The sequence below is a fragment of the Novosphingobium sp. KACC 22771 genome, assembly GCF_028736195.1.
Lineage (GTDB): Bacteria > Pseudomonadota > Alphaproteobacteria > Sphingomonadales > Sphingomonadaceae > Novosphingobium.
In genome coordinates this window covers 1,001,356-1,023,490 of the sequence record NZ_CP117882.1, presented here as the reverse complement: position 1 = coordinate 1,023,490, position 22,135 = coordinate 1,001,356, and the positions used below count along the sequence as shown (strand labels likewise).

The following is a 22,135-nucleotide window of genomic DNA, read 5'->3' as shown; positions in this document are numbered from 1 at the left end:
CATGATTAGCTCCTCAATCATGGGTGAACCAATCCATTATCGGCATGATTTCATGCTGATTGCGCAAGAGCAACAGGCTCTGTCACTGTCCCGGTTCGTCCATCCATGCTGCGGAAATATCCTGTCCGCCATAATGCAGGCCGACAATCGAAACGCGGCTGTCGCCAACGGCATAGGCGATAGTGACGCGGCGGCGGAAAGGGATGGTGCGCAGGCCGGGGCGGATGTCGTCGCGCGGGGTGCCGCGATGGGGAAAAGCTTGCAGCCCTTCGCAAAATTCGACAATCGCGCTGGTATAGCTTTCGGCGATGTCGGGCGATGCTTCCTGTGCGATATAGCGGTACAGGGCGATCAGCCGCGCTTCCGCCTCGGGCGCGAAAACAACGTCATAGGTCATGCTTCAACGCGGCTTGCCCGTCGTTCTGGCATGTTCGTCTGCCAGCGCGGCCCTGACCTCGCTCGCCGATCTGGCGCGGGCAGGCGTGGCCGCGAGCGCGTCAAATGCAGGTGCCACATCATGGCGCAGCCATGCCTCCATCGCCTTGTCGCGGGCCTGAAGCGCGCGCAGGCCATCGCGGATGACCTCGCTCTCGCTGGCATATTCGCCCGAGGCGACCTTGGCCCGCACCTGGGCCGCCATTTCGAGCGGAAGCGTGACGCTGAATTGCTGAGTGGTGCGCATGGTCAAAATTCCTCGGTTGGCAATAGGATTTAATCCTATCGCGCCGTCAATTCAAGCGGCCATGGGAGCTTTGCCCCGGGCAAGACCAGCCATGCCCTTGCGCAAGCAATGCATGACGGGCGCGTCAATTGCTGCCATTAAAGGCCGATGTCTGAAAGATTGAACCTGAACGATGCCGAGGCGCGGGCGATCCTGCGCGCCGTCCATGCCGCAGCGATTGAAGCGGCGCTGCCCGGCCCGGCGATGCGGGGACATATCCCTCCGCCGCCGCGCGGGCGCTGCGTGGTGGTGGGCGCGGGCAAGGCTTCGGCCGCGATGGCGGCGGCGCTGGACCGGGCATTGCACGAGGCATGGGGGCCGCAGGTGCCGGTCTCGGGTGTGGTGGCAACCCGCTATGGCCATGCCGTTGCGGCGGGGCGCATCGAAATTGTCGAGGCAGGCCATCCGGTGCCCGATGCCAACAGCGTGATGGCGGCCCGGCGGGTGATGTCGGCGGTGGCCGGGCTGGGGCCGGATGATCTGGTCATTGCGCTGGTGTCGGGGGGCGGTTCGGCCTGTATGGAGTGGCCGGTTGACGGCATGGAGTTGGACGATCTCCGGGCGCTGGGCCGCGCCTTGCTGGAATCGGGCGCGGGGATCGGCGAGATCAATCTGGTGCGCCGCCACCTTTCGCGCGTGAAGGGTGGCAGGCTGGCGGCGGCGGCGGCACCTGCGCGGGTCTATACCTTGCTGATCAGTGATATTCCGGGGGATGATCCCGCCGCAATTGCTTCCGGGCCGACGCTGGCCGACGGCACAACGGCCCAGGATGCGCTGGCCATTATCGAGCGCTACGGCCTGCCCGTGCCCAATGCGGTGCGGCGCGCTATGCTAGTGGCTCCGGCCTGTACGGCGGCGGGGGAATATCGGATCATCGCCTCGCCCCAGCAGGCCTTGATCGCGGCGGCGGACAAGGCGCGAGAGCTTGGTTTGACGCCGCTGCTGCTGGGCGATGCGATTGAGGCGGAGGCGCGGGAATTGGGGCGGGTCATGGCGGGCATCGCCCTGTCGGTGCGCCAATGGGGGCAACCCGTGGCGGCGCCTGCCCTTCTGCTTTCCGGCGGCGAGGCATCTGTGACCTTGGCTGGGGGCTCTTTTGGCAAGGGAGGCCGCAACACCGAATTGGCCCTGTCGCTGGCGCTGTCCTTGCAGGGCGCGCCCGGCATCTGGGCGCTGGCCGCCGACAGCGACGGGATAGACGGCAGCGAGGATGCGGCAGGGGCCATCATCGCCCCCGATACATTGACCCGAGGGGCGGATCAGGCCTTGAACGGGGCCGATTTCCTCGCCCGCCATGACAGTTACAGCTACTTTGCCGCGCTGGACGATCTGTTGATCACGGGGCCGACACTGACCAATGTGAATGATATCCGGCTGATCCTCGTCGCGTAAGCCTGTGATCGGCCTCAGAACGGGATTTCCAGCCCCTCGAAATCAAACAGTTTGCCGCTGTCATGGGGCTTGAGCCCTTCGATCACGTCAAGCAGTTGCAGCGCCGCCCGCTCGGCATCAAACAGCTTACCGGCCGCGACATTGCCCTGAAACGGGCGGGACAGGCCGGTGTCCACTGTGCCGGGATGCAGAGCGACCACAATCGAACGGTCGTTGCGCCGCTTTTCCTCGATGGCCAGATTGCGCACCAGCATGTTGAGCGCCGCCTTGGAGGCGCGATAGCCATGCCATCCACCCAGCCGATTGTCCGAAATCGATCCCACCCGCGCCGAAAGCGCGGCAAAGACCGCCCGCCCGGGCCTAGGCATCAGCGGTAGGAAATGCTTGGCCACCATGACCGGACCGATGGCATTGACCGCATGCACCCGCGCCAGCCACGCCGGATCAAGATCGCGCAGCGCCTTTTCCGGTCCGCGTGTGCCATCGTGGAGCAACCCGGTGGCCACGATAACCAGCGTTGGTGGCGGCCCATTGGTGACATGGGCGGCGGCCGCCGCGATGCTGCCTTCGTCCATCAGGTCGATATGCTGCGCGCCGGTGCGCGAGCGGGCAAAGCCATGCACGACCTCGAAAGCGCCTTCCTCGATCAGCGCCGTTTCAAACGCATGGCCGATCCCGCCCGACGCCCCGATGATGACGGCGCTGTTCCCGCTCATGCGCGGATAAACCGCCAGCGGTCGGCATCGCTTTTGCCTGCATCAAAGCGATAGCCGTCACTGTCAAAGCCGCGCATGGCGTCAATATCGGTGATGTGATGTTCGCACATCCAGCGCGCCATCATGCCCCGCGCCCGCTTGGCGTGAAAGCTGATGAAGCGCGGTCCGTCGGGGCCGCTTTCGCGAAACTCCACCTCGACCACGCGCAGGCCCGGCAATTGCCCGGCAACGGACGCGAAATATTCCTGACTGGCCAGATTGAGGACCACGCCCGAGCCTTCCTCATCCACCTGCGCGCGCAAATGGTTGGCGATGCGGTCGCCCCACCAGTCCGTCAGCTTCTTTGGCCCGTTTGGCCGGGGCGGGGCCCAGCGCGTGCCCATTTCAAGACGATAGGGCCGGATCGTGTCGAGTGGGCGCAGCAGGCCATAAAGCCCGGAGAGCAGCCGCACATGATCCTGCGCAAAGGTGACTGCGGCCTCATCCAGCGTATGGACCTCAAAGCCGGTATAGACATCGCCGGCAAAGGCAAAGAGCGCTTGCCGTTCGGGCTGATCGGCGAAATTGTTGAAGCGTTCGACGTTCAATTGCGCCAGCTTGGGCGAAATATGCATCAGCTTGCCCAATTGCTCGGCGCTCAAATCGGCGGCCGAGCGGGCCAGATCGAGCGCTTCCTGCGCAAAATGCGGGGTCGAAACGGCAAGCGGTGGCAGGGCGCGCTCGAAATCAAGCGTCTTGGCCGGGGAGAGCAGGGCGATCATCGCCCACCCGTTAGCGAGAGCGGCGCGAAGCGTCAAACTGTCCGCTTGGTCATGGGCCGGGATCGCGGACAAGCCTGTGGAGGCGGGGCCGCGCAATATGGCAAACGGGCGCGTCCGGTGCTAAACAACGGGGCAAAACAGGGGGAGGTGGCATGGATTGCTGCGCGGTCCACGATGGCCGGTGATGCCGGGCGCAAACCGCGCCTGATCGATGTGGCGCAGGCCGCGGGAGTGTCGGTTGCCACTGTTTCGCGCGTGCTCGACGATCACCCCGCGATCACGCCCGAAACCAAGGCCCGCGTGACCGCCATGGCCCGCGATATGGGCTATCCCATGCGCCATGGGGCCAAGGACAAAGCCAAGGCCCGCGCCCGCCGCCCCAAACGCAGCGGCTCGATCTGTGCGGTCATGCCTGTTGCCCTGCCCAGCGGCAGCCGCCTCGCCAATTCCTTCGAGATGAATTTGCTGGGCGGGATCGGAGCGGCGATGCGTGATCACGGGCTGGATTTCTCGGTGTCGGCTCAGGCGCCCTATGACGACGCCTCGCTGGCCCGCTTCATGGCCACGCATCCCTATGACGGCATCATCTTTTTGGGCCAGTCGCAGTTTCACGCCGGGCTGAACCTGATGGCGGCGGGCACGAGGCCCTTTGTCGTCTGGGGCGTGGAAACGCCCGATCAACTCTACTGCTCGGTGGGCAGCAACAATGCCGAGGGCGGCGCGCTGGCGACCAGCCATCTGATAAAGCAGGGTCGCAGGCGGATTGCCTTTATCGGACAGGCCGCGCCCATCACCACGGCCCAGACCCGGCAGGCGCAATTGTCGGAAAGGCTGGCGGGCTTTCGCAGCGCGCTGGCCGCAGCAGGTCTGCCTGCCGACCTTGCCGTGCTGCGCCACGCGCCCTCGGGCATGCAGGCGGGCGCCGAAGCGGTCCATGCCCTGCTCGATCAGCAGGTGGCCTTTGACGCGATTGTCGCCTCATCCGATCTGGTGGCGGTCGGGGCCATGCGGGCGCTGCATGAACGCGGGCGGCGGGTGCCCGATGATGTGGCCATCGTGGGCTATGACGACAGCGAGGCCGCCCGTCTGGCGCATCCCCAATTGACCACCATCCGTCAGGACACGATCCTTGCCGGTCATCTGCTGGTTTCCAAACTGCTGCGGATGATGGCGGGCTATCAGGTCCGCTCGGAAAGATTGCCGACCGAACTGGTCATCCGCGAATCCTGCGGTGCCTTGTCAACCGAGGGGAGGAGTGCGCCAAAGCCGGCAAACAGAGCGATCAGGCCATAGGCCAGCATGGGAACCAGAAAGCAGACGGCAAAGCCGAAATGCTCCCCGGTCCAGCCGACCAGCGCCGAGAGGATCGCGCCCCCGGCAATCGCGGTGCTGAGCAGGCCCGATACCGCCGCCGATGGCGCGGCGGACCGCTCGACCGTGATGGAAAAGATGACGGGAAACATGATCGCGTTGAACAGGCCGATGGTCAGCGCGGCGTAGCCCGCCACCGGCCCGGAACCAAGTGCGGCCAAAGCGCTGGCGATCACTGCACCAAGCGCCGCCATGCCCAGCCATTTGGCCGGAGCGCCGCGATGGAGCAGCCATGTGCCCGCCAATCGCCCGGCCAGCGCGCCGCCCCAGTAAAACCAGCCCAGATAATGCCCGGCCTGCTCAAGCGTCAGATTGAGCACCGATTTTTGATGCAGGAACGGGATGAGGATGCTGCCGATAGAGCCCTCGGCGCCGACATAGAGGGCAATGCCGCCCGCCCCCGCCAAGGCCCAGCCGGAGCCCAGCGCGGCGCGGATCGGGGCCTGACCCGCTTGGCTGGTGCGCGATACGCCCCATGCACCGGCTGCCACCATGGCCGCGGCCGCCAGCACCGCCGCATTGATCGCGCCGGACCAGCCAAACGCCTGACCGATGCCCAGGGCCATGGTGGGGGCCGTCGTCGTCTTGGCGCCAAGCGCGAAAGTGGTGCCCAGCGATACCCCCACCAGCACGCCCAGCGAATTGAAACTCTGCGCCAAGGTCAGCCGCGCCGAAGCGGTGCGCGCATGCCCCAATTGCACGACCAGCAGATTGGCGGCGACCTGAATTACCGACGTACCCAGCGCAATCACCGCCAGAGCGAGCAGCATCAGCCCATAACGCGCATCAAGGCCAAAGGGAGCAAGGATCGCCAGCCGCACCTGAAGACAGCCCACAGTCATCAGACCCAACCCGCCCAGCACCATGGCTTTTGCCCCAAAGCGGTGCAGCAATTGGGCAAGAATCAGCGAGGAAAGGCCGCTGACCACGAGCGGGATCCATTGCACCGTCATCGCCGAGGAAAGCCCCAGACCAAAGACGACGCGAATCGCAGGAATCAGGGTGGGGCCCATCGCTCCCGACAGGCCCATGACGAGAAATACCAACAGAGCAACCGCTTGGAGCGATTGTTGACGCACAGAGGACGAGAGGAGCGAAACTTTGTTCATCGCGTGCTTATGCCTCGATGTTGGCGGGGCCGACAGGGTGCGCAAAATTTGCATATGCAAACGGCGCGGCGCCCTATTGCAACCGATTGCGTGAAATCTCAATATGCACGCAGAACGAAGGCTGGCGGCCAGAATGCGATCTGCCAGACGCGTCCAGGGAGGGAACCAATCTCATGAAGTCACAGAAGAGTCTTGCCTGCTCGACAGCGATCATCGCGTTGATGAGCCACGGCACAGCATCGGCCCAGACGGCAGCGCAACCCGCCGCCCAGTCCGCCGCCCAGCCCGCTACCGCCGACATCGTCGTCACCGGCATGCGTGCCAGCCTTGAGCGGGCGCAGGCGGTCAAGCAAAAGAGCGCCGGCGTGATCGAGGCGCTCTCGTCCGAAGACATCGGCAAATTGCCGCAATCAAGCGTGGCGGATTCGCTGGGCCGTCTGGCAGGTCTTGCCGGTGAACGCCGCGCCGGGCGCGTCAGCGGCATTTCGGTGCGCGGTTTCCGCGAGGATTTCGTGGGCACCACGATGAATGGGCGCGAATTGATCGGCATCGGCGACAATCGCGGCGTCGAATATGACCTCTATCCGTCCGAAATCATCGATACCGCCGTGGTGTACAAGACGCCCAATGCCGACCTGACCGCGATGGGCGTGGGCGGCACGGTGGACATGCGCACGATCCACCCGCTCGAACACAAGCGCACGCTGGTGGTGAACGGCACGTTTGAACAGAACGGGCAGAAGTCGAAGAACCCCGATTTCAAGGATCAGGGCTATCGCGTCGCCCTTTCCTTCAGCGACAAGTTCGCCAATGACACGATCGGCATCGCGCTGACGGCGGCCACCACCTCCTCGCCCACGCAGGACCAGTATTTCAGCGTCTGGGGCTATGACAAGGGCGCGGTTTCATCAGGCGCGAATGCGGGTAAATATGCGCCCGCCGGTATCGACATTTCCTCGCGCTCGCGCCTGCTCAAGCGCGACACGCTGGCGGGCGTGATCGAATTCAAGCCTGCGGAAAATTTCACCGCGATGGTCGATGCGCTCTACATCAATTTCTCCGATCAGGGCATCTCGCGCGGCTTTGTCGAGGCCCTGCCGATCGCCTCGGACGGCAGCACGGTCCTCTCGGCCAACGCCAGCGCCATTACCTCGGCGCGCACCACCGGTTTCAACTCGGTCCTGCGCACCGATCCGCTGGACAAGCGGGGCAAGCTCAAGAGCTTTGGCGGCAATCTGAAATATGACCCGGCCTCCGACCTGCATCTCTCGCTGGATGTTGCCCATTCGGAAAGCACCAAGCGCGACACGCGGGCCGAGAGCTATGCGGGCCTTGGCCGCGCGGGCCTGACCACGCAGGGGCCAAACAATATCCGCACCTATAATTATGGTGACAATGGCCTGACCTTCTCGAACAATGCGCAGGCCTATGACAATTACAACACCGTCCGCCTTGCCGGGCCGCAGTCGTGGGGCGGCAGCCTTTCGCCGATCACGGCGCTGAACCAGACCGCCGTGATCGGCGCGGGCGGCCAGCCTATCGGTTTTGCGCAGGCGCAGGACGGCTTCCTCAATACCGCGATCTTTGATGAAAATCTCGATTCCCTGCGCTTTGCGGTGCAGAAGGACTTTGAGGATTCGCTCATCAAGCATGTCAATCTGGGTGTGCGCTATTCCGATCACAAGAAATCGAAGGTCAATCAGGGCTACTTCCTGACCGCCAGCACCTATCCGCTGGACGGCGCCATTCCCACCTCGGCGCGGCGCGGCGTCGCGGATCTGAACTGGGTGGGGCTGGGCAATGTGGTGGCCTATGATGCGCTGGGGCTGATCAACAGCAATTTCTACACCCGCTATGATGCGGCCAGCCTTGAGCCCGACCGTATGGGCGACACCTATACGATCCGCGAAAAGGTCTGGCAGCCCTTCATCAAGGCTGATTTCGAGAAGGAATTCGGCGGCATCCGCATGTTCGGCAACGCCGGTCTGCAAGGCGTCATCACCAACCAGCGCGCATCGGGCTTCAACTCGTTGGTCGGTGCAAACCAGCTCGTCAACGCCACCCCGGTCAGCGGCGGGGCCAATTACGCCCGCGTTCTGCCCAGTGTGAACCTGAACTTTGATCTGGGCAGCGGCCATACCGTCCGCTTTGCCGCTTCCAAGGTCATTAGCCGCCCGCGCATCGACTATCTCAACCCCGGCTCCTCGGTCAAATTCCGCAACAATGTGGCCAATGTGACCAACACCGATCCGGGGCTTGGCCCATGGGTTTCGACATCGGGCAATGCCCAGTTGCGCCCCTATGAAGCCAACCAGTTCGACGCGTCCTACGAATATTACTTTGCCCGCGACGGGTTCATCTCGATCTCGGCCTATTACAAGGATCTGGTCAACTGGAACGTGGCCACCACCACGGTGCGCGATTATACCCAGTTCTATATCCCCGGCTATCATCAGGCGGTCAGCAGCGATGGCTCGACCATCTATACGCCTGCCACGTTCAAGGGGCTCAACACCACCTATACCGGCGGGTTGAAGGGTCAGGTCAAGGGCATTGAAATTCAGGCCAGCCTGCCCTTTGGTCGCTTTGTCCGCGCGCTGGATGGTTTTGGCATCGTGGGCGGCGCGGCTTTCACCGATGGCGGGCTGAAGGACGGCACCGATGTCCCCGGCCTGTCCAAGCGGGTGTTCCAGATCACCGGCTTCTTTGAAAAGGGCGGCTTCTCGGCGCGTGCTTCGCTCAACAACCGGTCGAAATGGCTCTCGGAGGATCGGGGTGGGTCGAACACGATCTCGCCGGTTAACCGCGCGGCACAGACGCTGGTCGATGCCCAGATCGGCTTTGATTTCAAGCGGACCAACATCGCCTATCTCAAGGGCCTGCGCATCTCGGCCCAGGCGCAGAACCTGACCAACCAGAAGGATGTCTATACCGACACGGCCAGCGGCCTTGTCACCCGTGTGGAAACCTTCGGGCGCAACTTCCTGCTGAACCTGACCTACTCGTTCTTCTGAGCGGGGACCGTTCTGAACGGAACCTGTTCGTGATAGTCCTCCCCGCCTGCCCCAACGGGCGGGGAGGACGCCGATGACCACAACAAAAGAGGATGCCAACGTGACCCGACCGATCCGCAAGGTGGTCATTCTGGGAGGCGGCACCGCCGGCTGGATGACAGCGGCCCTGCTGGCCAAGGTGCTGGGCGGGGCGCGGCCGGAACGGGCCATTGCCGTCGAACTGGTCGAATCCGAGGATATCGGCATCATCGGCGTGGGCGAGGCAACCATCCCGCCGATCCAGCAGGTCAACGCCGTGCTGGGAATCGATGAGGCCGAATTCCTGCGCGAGACCAAGGCCACGATCAAGCTGGCCATCCGCTTTGAAAACTGGGGTGCGATTGGCGAGAGCTATTATCACACCTTCGGCACGGCGGGGCGCAATCTGCCCTTCTGCTCATTTCACCACATCTGGACCCGCGCGCGCCAGTTGGGCATCGAGGGCAGTTATTGGGATTTCGACCTCAATTACCTGTGCGCGCGAGACGGCAAATTCGCGCCCACCACCGGCAATGATCCCATCTGGGACATGCCCTATGCCTATCACTTCGATTCCGGCCTCTATGGCCAATTCCTGCGCCGCTATTCCGAGCGTCTGGGCGTGGTGCGGACCGAAGGCATGGTCCGCGATGTTCAGCGCGCCGCAGGCGTGGGCGACATCATGGCGCTGGTGCTGGCCGACGGGCGCCAGGTGGCGGGCGATCTGTTCATCGACTGCTCGGGCGGGCGAGGGGTGTTGATCCAGCAGCAATTGGGCACGGGCTATGAGGATTGGAGCCATTGGCTGCCCTGCGACCGCGCCATGGCGGTGCCTTCGCGGCGCCATGCGCAAACCTTGCCCTTTACGCGCTCGATTGCCCATGGCGCGGGGTGGCAATGGCAGATCCCCCTTCAGCATCGCAACGGCAACGGCCTTGTCTATTCCAGCCGCTTTTGCAGCGACGATGAGGCCGCGCATACGTTGCTTGGCCATCTGGAAACGCCCGCGCTGGACGAGCCGCGCATCATCCATTTCCGCACCGGCCGCGCGCGCCGCCAATGGAACCGCAATGTCGTGGCCATCGGCCTGTCGAGCGGGTTTCTCGAACCGCTCGAATCCACCAGCATCTATCTGATCCAATCGGCGATCACACGCCTGCTCCATCTGTTTCCCCACGACGGGATCACGGCCGACCTGACGGGTGAATACAACCGGCAGTCGCAGGCGGAGATGGAACTGATCCGCGACTTCATCATCCTGCATTACCACGCGAACCAGTGGCGCGATTCCGCCTTCTGGCGGGATCTGCGCCAGATGGAGGTGCCCGAAAGACTGGCGCGCAAGATCGCGTTGTTTGCCGCAAACGGCACGCTGGTTCAGGACCAGTATGACATCTTCATGGAGCCGTCATGGGCGCAGGTGCTGATGGGGCAGGGCATTTTGCCTGCGGATTATCACCCGCTGGCCGATGGCCCATCCGATGAGCAATTGCGTCGGCAATTGGCCCAACTGGCGCAATTGAAAGCCCGCCCGCTCGAGCAATTGCCCAGCCATGACAATTATCTGCAACGCCTTGTGGGCCAACCGGCATGAGCCTGCGCATCGCCATCATCGGCGGGGGCACGGCGGGCTGGATCACGGCCAACCTGCTGGCGCATCGCTGGGGCGGGCGGGGTGCGCAGATCACGCTGGTCGAGGCGCCTGATATCGCCACTATCGGCGTCGGCGAAGGATCAACCCCCGCGCTCAAGCGGTTTTTTGAAGTGCTGCGCCTTGCCGAGGCCGATTGGATGCCCGCCTGTTGCGCGACCTATAAAACCAGCATCCGCTTTTCCGGCTGGAGCCCGGCCTCTGGCGTGGCACAATACAGCCATCCTTTCCTGACCCAGCTTGATCTGCATACCGAAGAGGCCTTTACTCTCAATTGTGCCAATCGGCGGCTGGGGCTGGATGTGCCGACCGCGCCGGGCGATTTTCTGCTGGGCGGGGTGCTGGCCGCGCGGGGGCTGGCGCCGCTCGCGCCGGATCATTTCCCGTTTCGCATGGAATATGGCTATCATTTCGACGCAGCCTTGCTGGGCCAATTCCTGCGCGATCATGCCGTCGCGCGCGCCGTGGTGCATCGCGAGGGGCGCGTGCTGGAAACCATCCGCGACCAAGGCGGCGCGATTGCCGCCGTCATGACGGATCGCGCAGAACGGATCGAGGCGGATTATTTCGTCGATTGCTCCGGCTTTGCCGCCTTGTTGATGCGCGGCGCGCTGGACGTGCCGTTCCTCAGCTTTCGGGGCAATCTTTTCAATGATGCCGCCGTGGTTTTGCCCACGCCCGCCGCCTCCGCCATTCCGGTGGAAACCACCGCCACGGCGCTTTCCCATGGCTGGGCATGGTCGATCCCGCTGACAAACCGCACCGGCAACGGCTATGTTTACAGCTCGGATTTTCTGTCCACCGATGCGGCGGAGCAGGAATTGCGCAACGCCCTCGGCCTGCTCGACAGTCCGGTTGAGGCGCGTCACCTTAGCTTTCGCACCGGCCAGTTGGCGCGGCATTGGGAGCATAATTGCCTTGCCGTGGGGCTGGCGCAGGGTTTTATCGAACCGCTTGAGGCCACCGCGCTGCATCTGGTGCTCAACACCGTCGATCTGTTCATGGATCATCTGGAGCGGGGCGGGTTTACCCCGCAGCACCGCGACGCCTTCAACGCTGTCATCACCGACCGTGTGGAGCGGGTGCGCGACTATATCGTGGCGCATTACAAGCTGAACACGCGCGATGACAGCGACTATTGGCGCGCCAATCGCGACAATGATGATCTTTCCGATCCGCTGCTGCGCATTCTCGACACATGGTTTCGCCGGGGCGATCTGGCGGGCCTGCTGGCTCAACAGCCCGAGCTTAGCCATTTTTCCAGCGCTTCATGGCATTGCCTGCTGGCCGGATATGGCGCTTTCCCGCCTCTGGCCCCGGCCCAGCGCGAGGATGTCGATTTTTACCTTTCGCGCGATCTGGCGCGGTTTCTTGACGGATGCAGTCTCAATTTCCCCCCGCATGGCGATGCATTGGCCCAAATGAAAAAGGTGGCAGCATGAAAACCTCCAGTATTGGCAAATTGGCGCTCAAGGCGGCGCTGGGCATGGCATTGGCCGCAATGGGCGGTTCGGTTTCGGCCAGCGCGGCGGCCCCGGCCCCGGCCCCTGCAAAGGTCCAGCCTTGGTGGACCCATGCGGTGATTTACGAGATCTATCCGCGCAGTTTTCAGGACAGCAACGGCGATGGCATCGGCGACCTCAACGGCGTGACCCAGCGGCTCGATTATCTCAAGGCGCTGGGCATCGACGCCATCTGGCTCACGCCCTTCTATCCTTCGCCCAATGCCGACTTTGGCTATGACGTGGCCGATTACACCGCCGTGGCGCGCGAATATGGCACGATGGCCGACTGGGACCGGTTGACCAGTGAGGCGCGCAAGCGCGGCATCCGCGTGATGGTCGATCTGGTGCTCAACCATTCCTCGGATCAGCATCCGTGGTTCAAGGAATCGCGGTCTTCCCGCAACAATCCCAAGCGCGACTGGTATGTCTGGCACGATCCCGCCCCCAACGGCGGGCCGCCCACCAATTGGGAATCGATCTTTGGCGGATCGACGTGGGAATATGACAAGCCGACCGGCCAATATTACTATCACGTCTTTTTGAAGGAACAGCCCGACCTCAACTGGGCCAATCCGGGGCTGCAAAAGGCGATGCATGATGTGGCGCGTTTCTGGCTGAGCCACGGTGCCGCCGGGTTTCGCCTTGATGCCACGCCTTATCTGTTCGAGGACACCAACTGGCCCAATGATCCCGATGTGAAGTCTGGCCCCTCGGTTGGTCTCAAACCCTATAACAGCAATCTGCCCGCCACGCGCGAAGCTTTGCGGGGCCTGCGCAAGGTGGTGGACAGCTTCCCCGGCGACCGGGTCCTGCTGGGCGAAAACGCGATTTCCTCGATCGACGATCTGCGCCGGGTCTATGGCGCCAAGGGCGACGAGATCAACCTGCCGATGGATTTCCTTTACAAGGATGTGACGAGCCTTGATGCGGCGACCTTCAAGGCGCGCATTGACGAGGCGGAACTGAAACTCGACGGCTTTCCCCCGGTTTTCCATTTCAGCAACCATGACACCCCGCGCCAATGGTCCCGCTTTGGCGATGGTCTGCATAATGACCAGATCGCTCGCATCACCGCGGCCATGACGCTGACGCTGCGCGGCACGGCGCTGATGTATTATGGCGAAGAGATCGGCATGCCTGATCTGTCGCCCGATGAACTGCGCGACATTCCCCTGGGCCCCAAGCGCAAGGTGGCCGACAACCGCGACCCCGAACGCTCGCCCATGCAATGGAGCGCGGGCAAGGGCGCAGGTTTTACCAGCGGTGAGCCATGGCTGCCGGTGGGGCGTTCGGCCGCCAAGGTGAATGCGGCGGCGCAGCGCGCCGATGCCGGATCGCTGTTTCACTGGTATGCCCGCCTGCTGGAACTGCGCAAGACCAATGCGGCGATGCGCGACGGGGCCTATGTTCCGCTGGAATCGGGCAATGCCAAGGTGCTGGCCTATGCCCGCCGCGATGCGGGCGGCCATGGCGTGCTGGTCCTGCTCAACATGAGCGACCAGCCCCAGACGCCCGCCATCAGCGGTTGGGCGGGCAAGGCGCCGGACATGGGCGCGACACTGATGACCAGCCATAGCGGCGGTGCGGCAGGCGGGCTTGATCCCACGCTTGAACCCTTTGGCGTGCGGTTGGTGGCCTTCAAAGGGGGCTAAAGGCGCCCTGCCCGATATGTTTGTTGCGATGCGTGGAGCCATTGGGCAAGGAGAACGTTGATTTCGCAAAGGCATGTCAGGACGAAGGCCCCCGATGAAGACCATCATGAGCGAAGCGGTTGAAGGCATTGGCGGGGTATGGATCGATCTTTGCGAACCCGACGAGGCCGAATGCCGCGAGGTCGAAGAACGCTATGGCATCACCGTCCCCACCTTGGAGGCGTTGCAGGAGATCGAGAGTTCGAGCCGATTGCGCGTCCATGAGGGTGTCCTGAACATGAGCGCCCCCCTGATGGCCCCGTCGCAGGGGGAGCGCTGGGTCATGGCACCGGCGGGTTTCATCCTGACCAGGGATGTGCTGGTGACCATCCATTTTTCGCGCATCAAGGCGTTTGACAGCGTGGCCGAGGCGCTGAAATCGCGCGCCGAGGCCAGCCCGGCGGGGGTTCTTGTGCGCGTGCTGGAGGAATTGGTGGACCGCGCCGCCGATCAGCTTGAGCATGCTTCCGAAATGATCGCCTCGGTCTCGCGCACGGTGTTTTACACAGACCTTGATTCGCGCGGGCTCAGCCGGGAAACGGCGATCCTGCGTCATTCGATCATAAAGCTGGGGCGGGCCTATGACCGCGCCTCGCGGGTGCGCTATATGTTTCTCAGCATCGGGCGGATGGCCTCGTTTGTGGCCGATCGTTGCAAGGAGCATCTCGATGAAGGCCTTGCAGCCCGCCTCCAGTCAGTCATTCACGACATTGCCTCGCTTGACGAATTCGAGACCAGCATCTCTGCCCGCACCCAGTTTTTGCAGGACGCGGCCAACAGTCTGATCAGCATCGAGCAGAACGATGTGGTCAAGGTTCTGACGGTGGCCTCGGTGGTGGGCATCCCGCCGGTGCTGATCGTCGGGATTTATGGCATGAATTTTAAAAATATGCCTGAATTGTCATGGACCTGGGGCTATCCGATGGCCTTGGCCCTGTGTCTGGTGACGACGCTTATCCCGTATCTCTGGTTCAAATGGCGCAAATGGTTATAGGCCAGGGACAGGCCATCAAGCCGCTCACTCGTCCAGAAAACCCAGATCAAGCCCCGGAACGCCATACACAATGGCCGGTGGCAGCCGGACGCCCGGCGGCGGGACATGACGCAACCGGGTGATCGCCTGTTGCAATTCGCTCGCGGTCGTATGGAAAGCCTTTTTGCCCAACCGGTTGATCGCCTGTTGCAATTCGCCTTCGGTGGTGCGGAAAGCCATCGAGCGCAACTCGTCGGTGGCGTTGCGGCGCACGGGCAGCCAGCGCATGTCGCATGTGTCGTTGAAGTGATCGACATAGACGCCGTTGCCGTCAACCCCCGCCCGCAATTCGACATAGCCGGTTGAAGAGGCGCGAGCGCCTCCGTTGATGGTGGCCTCGACCAGCGCGGCATTGCTGATCTTGAACCAGAACAGTTGCGTCTGTCCGGGCCGAAGACCTGATGCGGCCTGTGTTGCGGCAACCTCGAGAGCCATAAATCCGCCCTGCGCCATAACGATGATCGAGTTCTCTTCGGGTTTGGTGCTGCCGCCATAGATGGGGACAAGACCATTGCGCTTGCCTCGCTTGCGCTGATTGGCGGCGGTGCGGCGCTCATCGAGGACCTTGACGCCTTCGTCAATCAGCTGGGAAACCGACAATGGATTGTCGACGATATATAGGTGCTTATGCGCAAAGTAATTTCCGGCGCCGGGATCAAAAAACGTAACCGCCATACGTCCCTCCTGAAATCAAGGTCGATTCTTATCAGGAGGGCGGGGATTCGGCAATTGCGGAATATTGAAAAATAGAAACTCCGAAGAGAATTAATATTAATAAAAAGTAAAACATCAATTTGTTTAATTGAGGAAGGAGGTGTTCTTAATTTTATATTTTTCCGCCATTTACTTTGTCATGCGCTGCCATTCCGGGCGCGCCTCTGTCCAGCAGGCCGCGCATGGCGGGCTGTAATGCCTTGCCGCCCTGCTCCAGTCGGTCCAGCGTGGCCGATCCCATCGCGCAATAGGCGCCCAGCAAGTCGGGACAATCACGCGCCATCGCCGCCAGATGGTCTTCTATCGTTGCGCTGTCGGCGCGCAGCAAAGGACCCGAGAGCGCGCCAAACCCCATCGTCAGGCTGTTTTCCAGCGCGGCCCGCACCAGCGGCGCCAACAACGCCGCTCCATCGGCAACGCCTGCGCGCTCCAGCGCCGCCATGGATCCGGCCATCAGCGTGACCAGATGATTGGCCGCATGGCATAGTGCGGCGTGATAGAGGGGGCGCTGCGCGTCGGCGACATCGACCGCCACTCCGCCCAGAGCCGCCACCAGCCGGTGAGCCGTGGCGGCCGCATCGCCATGCCCGGCGGTGACGGCAAAGCGCGCACCCGCCATGCGGCGCAATTCGGCCGCTGCATCGCCGGTAAAGGTCATGGCCGGGTGGATCGCCGCCGTCCGCGCGCCGCGTCGCGCCAGCGGTTCGAGCGGCAAGAGTCCCGAGCGCCCGCTGACATGAAAGACAAAACCCGCGCCGTTTTCCGGCCACCTGGCGGCCAATTGCGCCGCCACGCCGTCGAGCGCGTCGTCCGAGACGGCCAGAGCGATCACATCGCAGCCTTGCGCCAACCGGGCCATGTCTGCCACTGCGTCGCCGCCCAGTTCACGCGCGCGATCGGGCGATCGGCCCCAGATCATCAGCGGCCGCGCCGACCATGGCGCCAACCCCAGCGCCAGCGCCCGCGCCACGCGCCCTGTGCCCAAAATGCCGATGCGGTCAAAGCGCGGTGCCTGTGTCATGCCCGCCGCTATAGGATCTGTCCGTCCAACCCGCCAGTGGGCCTGCTTGCGGCATTAGCGCTTCCCACCGGCGCAATTAACGCCTAGGGGACCCCTATCCCCGGGGGGCCGCTGATGCGCGGCTGAGAGGTGGTCAGGCAGACCACGACCCGCTGAACCTGATCCGGTTGATACCGGCGTAGGGAGGGCTCGCGGCAGGTCCGTTGTCTCTCCCTGTGGCATGCGAGAGATGATGATGTCGGAAATGATCCTTATGCGTTTGATGGGTTGCAGCGCGCTGGCGCTGGCCGTGGCCGGATTTGCGGGGGCGGGCCATGCCGCCGAAACGCCCGCTGCTGCTGCTGCCGATCCCGCCGCCATCCGGGTTATCGGCCATCCCGACCCCGAAGGTCTGCTGCCGGAACAGAGCGCGCCCAAGGCAATCAGCGCGATTTCCGCCGATTTCATCATCAAGCAGGCCCCTACGCTCAACGCTTTTCAACTGGTCAACCTGCTGCCCGGCGCGAATGTCTCCTCCAGCGATCCCTACGGCCTTTCGACCAGTTCGAGCCTGACCATGCGCGGGCTGGGCCAGGATGAGATCGGCGTGCTGATGGAAGGCGCGCCGCAGAATGACATCGGTTATTACTATGCCTATCCCTCGCAATTTGCCGATGCGGAAAATGTGCGGCAGGTGGCACTGGCGCAGGGGTCGGTCGATCTGGATTCGCCGGTGCTCGGCACGGCGGGCGGGCTGCTCTCGCTCAGCCTCGATGATCCGGCCAAAAAGCGCGGGGCTCTGGTCGATTTCTCGCTCGGCTCCTATAAGGAAAGGCGCGGCTTTGTCCGCTTTGACACCGGGCTGATCGGCAACAGCGGGGTGCGGGCCTTCATCTCCTATTCGAACAACCGGGCCAACAACTGGCGCGGGGCGGGCTATGATCTGCGCAACCATATCGACGCCAAACTGCTCAAGGAATGGGGCGAGGGCAATCGCGCAAGCCTTGCCGTCTCGTTCAATTCGGCCAAGACCTCGGCCTATCCCGGCCCCTCGCTGGCCGATTGGCAGACCTATGGGCGCGGCTATAATTTCGCGAAGGATTATACGACCGGCGACACCAGTTACTGGCGTTTCTATCGCGCGCCGTTCCGCAACATCTATCTCTCCGCCCCGGTTCATCTGCGTCTCAATGACCGGCTCAGCCTCGACACGACCACCTATCTGCAATGGGGCTATGGCAATTCGCCCTATGGTACGCAGTTGGCCACCACGGGCAATTACCTCGGCACCGAGGCGTTGTCCCAGCCGATCAATCTGCCCGGCGCGGATACCAATGGCGTGGCCACGGTGCTGGGCAATTGGACCGGCAACCAGTTTCGCGGCGGCAATGTGACCAAGCTGGTGTTTCAGGCAGGCGCACACCGGCTGACCGCCGGGGTGTGGTTCGACTATGGCAATGACCGCGTGATCCAGTCCTATACTCCGGTGGGCGCCGATGGGCGGGTGGCCGACGAATGGGGCTATCAGGACCGCGCCATCCGCACTGCCGATGGCCGATTGCTGGCTTATGAAAATGCGCGCACGCTCACTGTTTCCAAGGCCTTCTTTGTGGCCGACAGCATCGCCATCACCGACCGCCTGACCGCCGATGTGGGTTTCAAGGGCGTCGATGTGCTGCACAGCGGGCGCAATTTCCTGCCCGGCCCGCAATCGGGGGTGCATTTTGACAGCTTTGCCGCATTGCCCCGCGCCGCGCTGCATTTCCGGTTGGATGATCGCCAGCAATTGTTCGCCAACATCACCACCAATTTCCGCGCGCCCAACGAATATACGCTCTACAACACCTATGACTATGGCGAGATCAGCACGCAGGGCACGACCGCGCTGAAGAATGAATATTCGGTGTCGCAGGAACTGGGCTATCGTTACATCGGCCCCAACCTGTCCTTCTCGCTGACGGGTTTCCATTATCATTTCCGCAACCGCCAATTGTCCACCGTTATCGACAGCGGCGGCGCGCTGGTCTATTCCACGATCAACGCGGGCAGCCAGACTTCCTATGGCATCGACGGCGAAATCGACTGGCGCCCGGCCAAGGGGGTGAGCCTCTATGTGTCGGGCGAATATCTGAAGACGCGGATCGACAATGACATGGCGGTGGGCAATGACTGGCTGCCGACGCGGGGCAAGCAGGCGGTGTCGAGCCCGAGCTTCCAGTTCGGCGTGGGCAGCACCTATGACGACGGGCGCCTGTTCGGCAGCACCGCGCTGAAATATGTGAACCGCCAATATTCGACCTTCATGAATGACGAGAGCATCCCGGCCTATGCCACGCTTGACCTGTCGGTCGGCCTGCATCTGGCCCCGTGGCTTGATGGCAAGCGCACCGATCTGCGCGTCAATGCGATCAACATTACCAACCCGCGCGTGCTCTCGGGCGTGCAGAGCGTGACGTTGAACGCGCAGGACACGATCGGGCGCGGCGGCACGGTGATCTCGGGCGCGGCGCCTGCCTATTACATCGGCAGCGGGCGCGCCTTTGTGGTAACGCTGGCGCGCGCTTTCTGACCGCATGAGCGGCGACCCGCATCTTGCTCCCGGCCACCTTGTCCATGGCATGGGGACCGAATTGGAGGCCCCCGTCTGGCCCGCCATCACCTTGGATGAGGCCCGAGTGGTGCTGGCGCGCTTTGCGCAGGCGGGGCGGGTGATGACGCTGCACTGGCATTCGCCGCGCCCGTTTTCGGCGGCCACATTGATTGAGGCCGAGGGCGGGTGGTTTATCCTGAAACGCCATCATCATGCGCTGCGTTCGCCCGATGTTTTGGCGCAGGAGCATGGGTTTATTGCCCATCTGCGCGCCGCCGGGGCGCCTGTGCCCAAAGTTATGGCGGCGGCGGGCAAGACCGCCGTTGCGTGGGGCGATTGGACCTATGAACTGCATCGCCTCTCGCCCGGCCTCGATCTCTATCGCGATCGGCCCTCGTGGACGGGTTTCCTTGCGCCCGACCATGCCCATGCGGCAGGGCGCGCTCTGGCGAGCCTCCATCTTGCCGCGCAGGACTATGCCGCCCCGCCGCGCGGGACTGATCCGCTGATTGCGGGTTGGACCATCCTGCCTGCGCGCGATCCCATGGCGGCGGCGCTGGCCTATGTGGCCGCGCGGCCCGGGCTGGCGGCGTTTCTGGAGGGGCGGGCGTGGCAGGAGGAACTGGTCGAAGTGTTGGGTGGCGTGCCGCCGGGTCTGGATGCATTGCCACGGCTTTGGACCCACAATGACTGGCACCCGTCGAACCTGCTCTGGACGGAGCAAGGCGAGGTGGCGGCGATCTTCGATTTCGGCCTGGCAACGCAAACCTGCGCGCTCCACGATCTGGCCACCGCGATTGAACGCTGCGCGATCCCTTGGCTGGAGATGCAGGAGTGCGCGCCCATCGCGGGCGATGTGGCCGCGGCGCTGGGGCTGATCCGGGGCTATGGCGCGGTGCGGGCGTTGAGCCCATCCGAAATCGACATGCTGCTGGCCCTGCTGCCGCTGGTCCATGTTGAATTTGCCCTGTCCGAGGTCGATTACTTTGCCGGGCTGCTGGATGATCGGGCGCAGGCGGCGCTGGCGTGGGACAACTATCTGATGGATCATGCGCGCTGGTTTGCTTCGGGCGCGGGGCAGGCGTTTCTGGCGGATGTGCGGCGGGGAATGGCGCTCTGATGTCGCCGCTCGAAATCATCGCGGTGGCGGTCAGCTTCCTTGGCATCTGGCTGACGGCGCGGCGCGCGATGCTGTGCTGGCCGGTCAACCTGTTGGCCTGCGCGCTCTATTTCAAGCTTTTCCTCGATGTGCGCCTCTATGCCGACATGGCGCTTCAGGTCATGTTTGGGCTGGCCATTGCCTATGGCTGGGCGGCGTGGGGCCGGGGGCGGCGCGATGAGGGACGCGTGACCGTGCGGCCCTTGCCCGCGCGCGAGGCGGCGGCGGGACTGCTGGCGGGCGCGCTGGGCGCGGTGGCGATCGGTTGGTTCACCAGCCATTACACTGATGCCGCCCTGCCATGGATGGACGCCGCGCTCAGCAGCTTCAGTCTGGTCGCGCAATATTGGACCGCGCGGCGACAGGCGGCCAACTGGCTGCTGTGGATCGCGGTGGATGTGCTTTATGTCGGCATGTTTGCGTTCAAGGCGCTGTGGCTGACGGCGGGGCTGTATGGGGCAATGGTGGTGTTGGCGGTGCTGGGTTATCGCCGCTGGCAGCGGGAGCGAGAGGTGTGATTTACCGCCCCAGCGCGGCGGGCAACACCTTGCCGAAATAGGCCAGCTCATCAGGCGTTGCTGTACCCACGCGCATCCAGTTGCGATAGGCCTCGCCCTCAAACAGGCGCACCTCAACGCTGCGCGCGGCCAGACGGGCCTGAAGATCGGCGGCGGGCATGCCGCAATCGATATAGACAAAGGTGCCGTCGGATTTGAGATGGCGCAGCCCGTTGGCATCGCAGATGCGATAGATCATCTCGCGGCATTGCTTGAGATAGGCAATCGCGCCCGCCAGATAGGCCGCGTCGCCAAGGCAGGCCTGCGCGGCGGCCAGTCCCGCCTGATTGCGCGAGGTGGTGATGCGGGCATTGAGTTGCCGGATACGCGCATTCTGGGCCAGCGTATAGGCGATGCGCAGGCCCGCCAGACCATAGACCTTGGAAAAGGTCCGCGTGACGATGACATCGTGGCCTTCGCGCACCAGCGAGCCCATGGATTGCCGCACCGGATCGGGCGCCAGTTCGAAATAGGCTTCGTCCACCAGCACCGGCAGCTTGCGCGCCGCCGCGATGCAAAAGGCGCGCAATCGGTCTGGATCGGGGCGCAGGCCGGTGGGATTGTTGGGGTTGCACAGATAGACCATCCGCGTTTGCGGTCCGATGGCGGCCATCATCGCGTCAAGGTCGATATGATGATCGGCGCGCAGGTCTATCCAGTCGGTCTCGATCCCCTGCCGCGCGGCATAGGCCAGATGGGTGGAATAGGTGGGCCGGGGCGCAAGCACGCGCCCGCCCGCCGCAATCGCCACCGTCAGCAGTGTGAGCGCATCGAGCGAACCGCTTGAGAGCGTGACCTGATCCTGTGCCAGCCCTTCCTGCGCCGCGATCTTTTGCCGCAGCGCCGCCTCGCTGTGGGGATAATAGGGGGCCTGCGCGACCGAGGCGATGATCGCCCGCCGCGCCGCCGGGCTGGGGCCAAACGGGTTTTCGGTCACGCCAAGGCGCGCTTTCACATCGCCGCTGTGTTCGGGCTGGGGCGTTGGCGCGGATGATGGGGCGGCGGCCAGCAGGCCGGGCGCCAACAGGCCCCCGGCGGCAACGGGCAACATCGAGCGACGGTCAATACGCATCAGAAAGGCCCATCCCCATTGGCACAATAATGGCCGCGACGCCTATCATAGTGGAGGCGGC

Annotated in this window: 18 protein-coding genes and 1 riboswitch; of the genes, 10 read left to right on the top strand and 8 right to left on the bottom strand. The window is 63.5% G+C overall.

Annotation, left to right across the window (positions count from 1 at the left end):
- Positions 1 to 82: 82 nt before the first annotated feature.
- Positions 83 to 397 carry a type II toxin-antitoxin system RelE/ParE family toxin gene (locus PQ467_RS21435; protein ID WP_274176502.1) on the bottom strand — a complete coding sequence of 105 codons (315 nt, stop codon included), beginning with the start codon at positions 395 to 397 and terminating at the stop codon, positions 83 to 85.
- Between the two features lie 3 nt (positions 398 to 400).
- On the bottom strand, positions 401 to 682 hold the full coding sequence (locus tag PQ467_RS21430; protein ID WP_274176501.1) for a ribbon-helix-helix domain-containing protein: 282 nt from the start codon (positions 680 to 682) through the stop codon (positions 401 to 403).
- Positions 683 to 829: 147 nt separating this feature from the next.
- Here PQ467_RS21430 and PQ467_RS21425 point away from each other — a divergent pair, with 147 nt between their 5' ends.
- Positions 830 to 2,113 carry a glycerate kinase type-2 family protein gene (locus PQ467_RS21425; RefSeq protein WP_274176500.1) on the top strand — a complete coding sequence of 428 codons (1,284 nt, stop codon included), beginning with the start codon at positions 830 to 832 and terminating at the stop codon, positions 2,111 to 2,113.
- A 14-nt stretch (positions 2,114 to 2,127) separates the two neighbouring features.
- Here PQ467_RS21425 and PQ467_RS21420 read toward each other — a convergent pair whose 3' ends face one another.
- Both PQ467_RS21420 and yaaA read right to left on the bottom strand, forming a co-directional pair.
- Positions 2,128 to 2,829 (bottom strand): SDR family NAD(P)-dependent oxidoreductase, encoded by a 702-nt coding sequence (locus PQ467_RS21420; RefSeq protein WP_274176499.1) that lies wholly within the window; start codon positions 2,827 to 2,829, stop codon positions 2,128 to 2,130.
- Positions 2,826 to 3,590, bottom strand: a complete 765-nt coding sequence (gene yaaA / locus PQ467_RS21415) for a peroxide stress protein YaaA (protein ID WP_274176498.1) — start codon at positions 3,588 to 3,590, stop codon at positions 2,826 to 2,828. Before yaaA ends, PQ467_RS21420 begins: the two co-directional genes overlap by 4 nt.
- Positions 3,591 to 3,737: 147 nt before the next feature.
- Here yaaA and PQ467_RS21410 point away from each other — a divergent pair, with 147 nt between their 5' ends.
- Complete coding sequence (locus tag PQ467_RS21410) at positions 3,738 to 4,883, top strand: LacI family DNA-binding transcriptional regulator (protein ID WP_274176497.1); 1,146 nt, start codon at positions 3,738 to 3,740, stop codon at positions 4,881 to 4,883.
- Here the strand turns inward: PQ467_RS21410 and PQ467_RS21405 are convergent.
- Complete coding sequence (locus tag PQ467_RS21405) at positions 4,769 to 6,070, bottom strand: glucose/galactose MFS transporter (RefSeq protein ID WP_274176496.1); 1,302 nt, start codon at positions 6,068 to 6,070, stop codon at positions 4,769 to 4,771. The genes PQ467_RS21410 and PQ467_RS21405 overlap by 115 nt on opposite strands.
- A gap of 173 nt (positions 6,071 to 6,243) precedes the next feature.
- Here PQ467_RS21405 and PQ467_RS21400 point away from each other — a divergent pair, with 173 nt between their 5' ends.
- The 5 genes from PQ467_RS21400 (at position 6,244) to PQ467_RS21380 (ending at position 14,943) form a co-directional block, all read left to right on the top strand.
- Positions 6,244 to 9,084, top strand: coding sequence for a TonB-dependent receptor (locus tag PQ467_RS21400; protein ID WP_274176495.1), 2,841 nt, complete (start codon positions 6,244 to 6,246; stop codon positions 9,082 to 9,084).
- Positions 9,085 to 9,157: 73 nt separating this feature from the next.
- A complete protein-coding gene (locus tag PQ467_RS21395) occupies positions 9,158 to 10,696 on the top strand; it encodes a tryptophan halogenase family protein (protein WP_274176494.1) in 1,539 nt (512 codons plus the stop codon).
- Complete coding sequence (locus tag PQ467_RS21390) at positions 10,693 to 12,195, top strand: tryptophan halogenase family protein (RefSeq protein ID WP_274176493.1); 1,503 nt, start codon at positions 10,693 to 10,695, stop codon at positions 12,193 to 12,195. Before PQ467_RS21395 ends, PQ467_RS21390 begins: the two co-directional genes overlap by 4 nt.
- Complete coding sequence (locus PQ467_RS21385) at positions 12,192 to 13,910, top strand: glycoside hydrolase family 13 protein (RefSeq protein WP_274176492.1); 1,719 nt, start codon at positions 12,192 to 12,194, stop codon at positions 13,908 to 13,910. The genes PQ467_RS21390 and PQ467_RS21385 overlap by 4 nt, the downstream gene beginning before the upstream one ends.
- A gap of 106 nt (positions 13,911 to 14,016) precedes the next feature.
- Positions 14,017 to 14,943, top strand: a complete 927-nt coding sequence (locus tag PQ467_RS21380; protein ID WP_274176491.1) for a magnesium transporter CorA family protein — start codon at positions 14,017 to 14,019, stop codon at positions 14,941 to 14,943.
- Between the two features lie 24 nt (positions 14,944 to 14,967).
- On the opposite strand, the gene PQ467_RS21375 is transcribed toward PQ467_RS21380, so the two are convergent.
- Both PQ467_RS21375 and PQ467_RS21370 read right to left on the bottom strand, forming a co-directional pair.
- Positions 14,968 to 15,657 carry a hypothetical protein gene (locus PQ467_RS21375; protein WP_274176490.1) on the bottom strand — a complete coding sequence of 230 codons (690 nt, stop codon included), beginning with the start codon at positions 15,655 to 15,657 and terminating at the stop codon, positions 14,968 to 14,970.
- 151 nt (positions 15,658 to 15,808) lie between these two features.
- A complete protein-coding gene (locus PQ467_RS21370) occupies positions 15,809 to 16,717 on the bottom strand; it encodes a Rossmann-like and DUF2520 domain-containing protein (protein ID WP_274176489.1) in 909 nt (302 codons plus the stop codon).
- A gap of 91 nt (positions 16,718 to 16,808) precedes the next feature.
- A riboswitch (TPP riboswitch) is annotated at positions 16,809 to 16,919 on the top strand.
- Positions 16,920 to 16,961: 42 nt separating this feature from the next.
- On the opposite strand from PQ467_RS21370, the gene PQ467_RS21365 reads away from it, so the two are divergent.
- The 3 genes from PQ467_RS21365 to pnuC are packed head-to-tail and all read left to right on the top strand — an operon-like array spanning position 16,962 to position 20,963.
- Complete coding sequence (locus PQ467_RS21365) at positions 16,962 to 19,265, top strand: TonB-dependent receptor (RefSeq protein WP_274176488.1); 2,304 nt, start codon at positions 16,962 to 16,964, stop codon at positions 19,263 to 19,265.
- A gap of 4 nt (positions 19,266 to 19,269) precedes the next feature.
- Positions 19,270 to 20,406, top strand: coding sequence for a phosphotransferase enzyme family protein (locus PQ467_RS21360; RefSeq protein ID WP_274176487.1), 1,137 nt, complete (start codon positions 19,270 to 19,272; stop codon positions 20,404 to 20,406).
- Complete coding sequence (gene pnuC / locus PQ467_RS21355) at positions 20,406 to 20,963, top strand: nicotinamide riboside transporter PnuC (RefSeq protein ID WP_274176486.1); 558 nt, start codon at positions 20,406 to 20,408, stop codon at positions 20,961 to 20,963. The genes PQ467_RS21360 and pnuC overlap by 1 nt, the downstream gene beginning before the upstream one ends.
- A 1-nt stretch (position 20,964) precedes the next feature.
- Here pnuC and PQ467_RS21350 read toward each other — a convergent pair whose 3' ends face one another.
- Positions 20,965 to 22,074, bottom strand: coding sequence for a pyridoxal phosphate-dependent aminotransferase (locus tag PQ467_RS21350; RefSeq protein WP_274176485.1), 1,110 nt, complete (start codon positions 22,072 to 22,074; stop codon positions 20,965 to 20,967).
- Positions 22,075 to 22,135 lie beyond the last annotated feature (61 nt).

Coding starts and splice junctions, on each gene's coding strand:
- PQ467_RS21435 (WP_274176502.1), bottom strand. CDS start 397: ATGACCTATGACGTTGTTTTCGCGCCCGAGGCGGAAGCGCGGCTGATC.
- PQ467_RS21430 (WP_274176501.1), bottom strand. CDS start 682: ATGCGCACCACTCAGCAATTCAGCGTCACGCTTCCGCTCGAAATGGCG.
- PQ467_RS21425 (WP_274176500.1), top strand. CDS start 830: ATGTCTGAAAGATTGAACCTGAACGATGCCGAGGCGCGGGCGATCCTG.
- PQ467_RS21420 (WP_274176499.1), bottom strand. CDS start 2,829: ATGAGCGGGAACAGCGCCGTCATCATCGGGGCGTCGGGCGGGATCGGC.
- yaaA (WP_274176498.1), bottom strand. CDS start 3,590: ATGATCGCCCTGCTCTCCCCGGCCAAGACGCTTGATTTCGAGCGCGCC.
- PQ467_RS21405 (WP_274176496.1), bottom strand. CDS start 6,070: ATGAACAAAGTTTCGCTCCTCTCGTCCTCTGTGCGTCAACAATCGCTC.
- PQ467_RS21400 (WP_274176495.1), top strand. CDS start 6,244: ATGAAGTCACAGAAGAGTCTTGCCTGCTCGACAGCGATCATCGCGTTG.
- PQ467_RS21395 (WP_274176494.1), top strand. CDS start 9,158: ATGACCACAACAAAAGAGGATGCCAACGTGACCCGACCGATCCGCAAG.
- PQ467_RS21390 (WP_274176493.1), top strand. CDS start 10,693: ATGAGCCTGCGCATCGCCATCATCGGCGGGGGCACGGCGGGCTGGATC.
- PQ467_RS21385 (WP_274176492.1), top strand. CDS start 12,192: ATGAAAACCTCCAGTATTGGCAAATTGGCGCTCAAGGCGGCGCTGGGC.
- PQ467_RS21380 (WP_274176491.1), top strand. CDS start 14,017: ATGAGCGAAGCGGTTGAAGGCATTGGCGGGGTATGGATCGATCTTTGC.
- PQ467_RS21375 (WP_274176490.1), bottom strand. CDS start 15,657: ATGGCGGTTACGTTTTTTGATCCCGGCGCCGGAAATTACTTTGCGCAT.
- PQ467_RS21370 (WP_274176489.1), bottom strand. CDS start 16,717: ATGACACAGGCACCGCGCTTTGACCGCATCGGCATTTTGGGCACAGGG.
- PQ467_RS21365 (WP_274176488.1), top strand. CDS start 16,962: ATGATCCTTATGCGTTTGATGGGTTGCAGCGCGCTGGCGCTGGCCGTG.
- PQ467_RS21360 (WP_274176487.1), top strand. CDS start 19,270: ATGAGCGGCGACCCGCATCTTGCTCCCGGCCACCTTGTCCATGGCATG.
- pnuC (WP_274176486.1), top strand. CDS start 20,406: ATGTCGCCGCTCGAAATCATCGCGGTGGCGGTCAGCTTCCTTGGCATC.
- PQ467_RS21350 (WP_274176485.1), bottom strand. CDS start 22,074: ATGCGTATTGACCGTCGCTCGATGTTGCCCGTTGCCGCCGGGGGCCTG.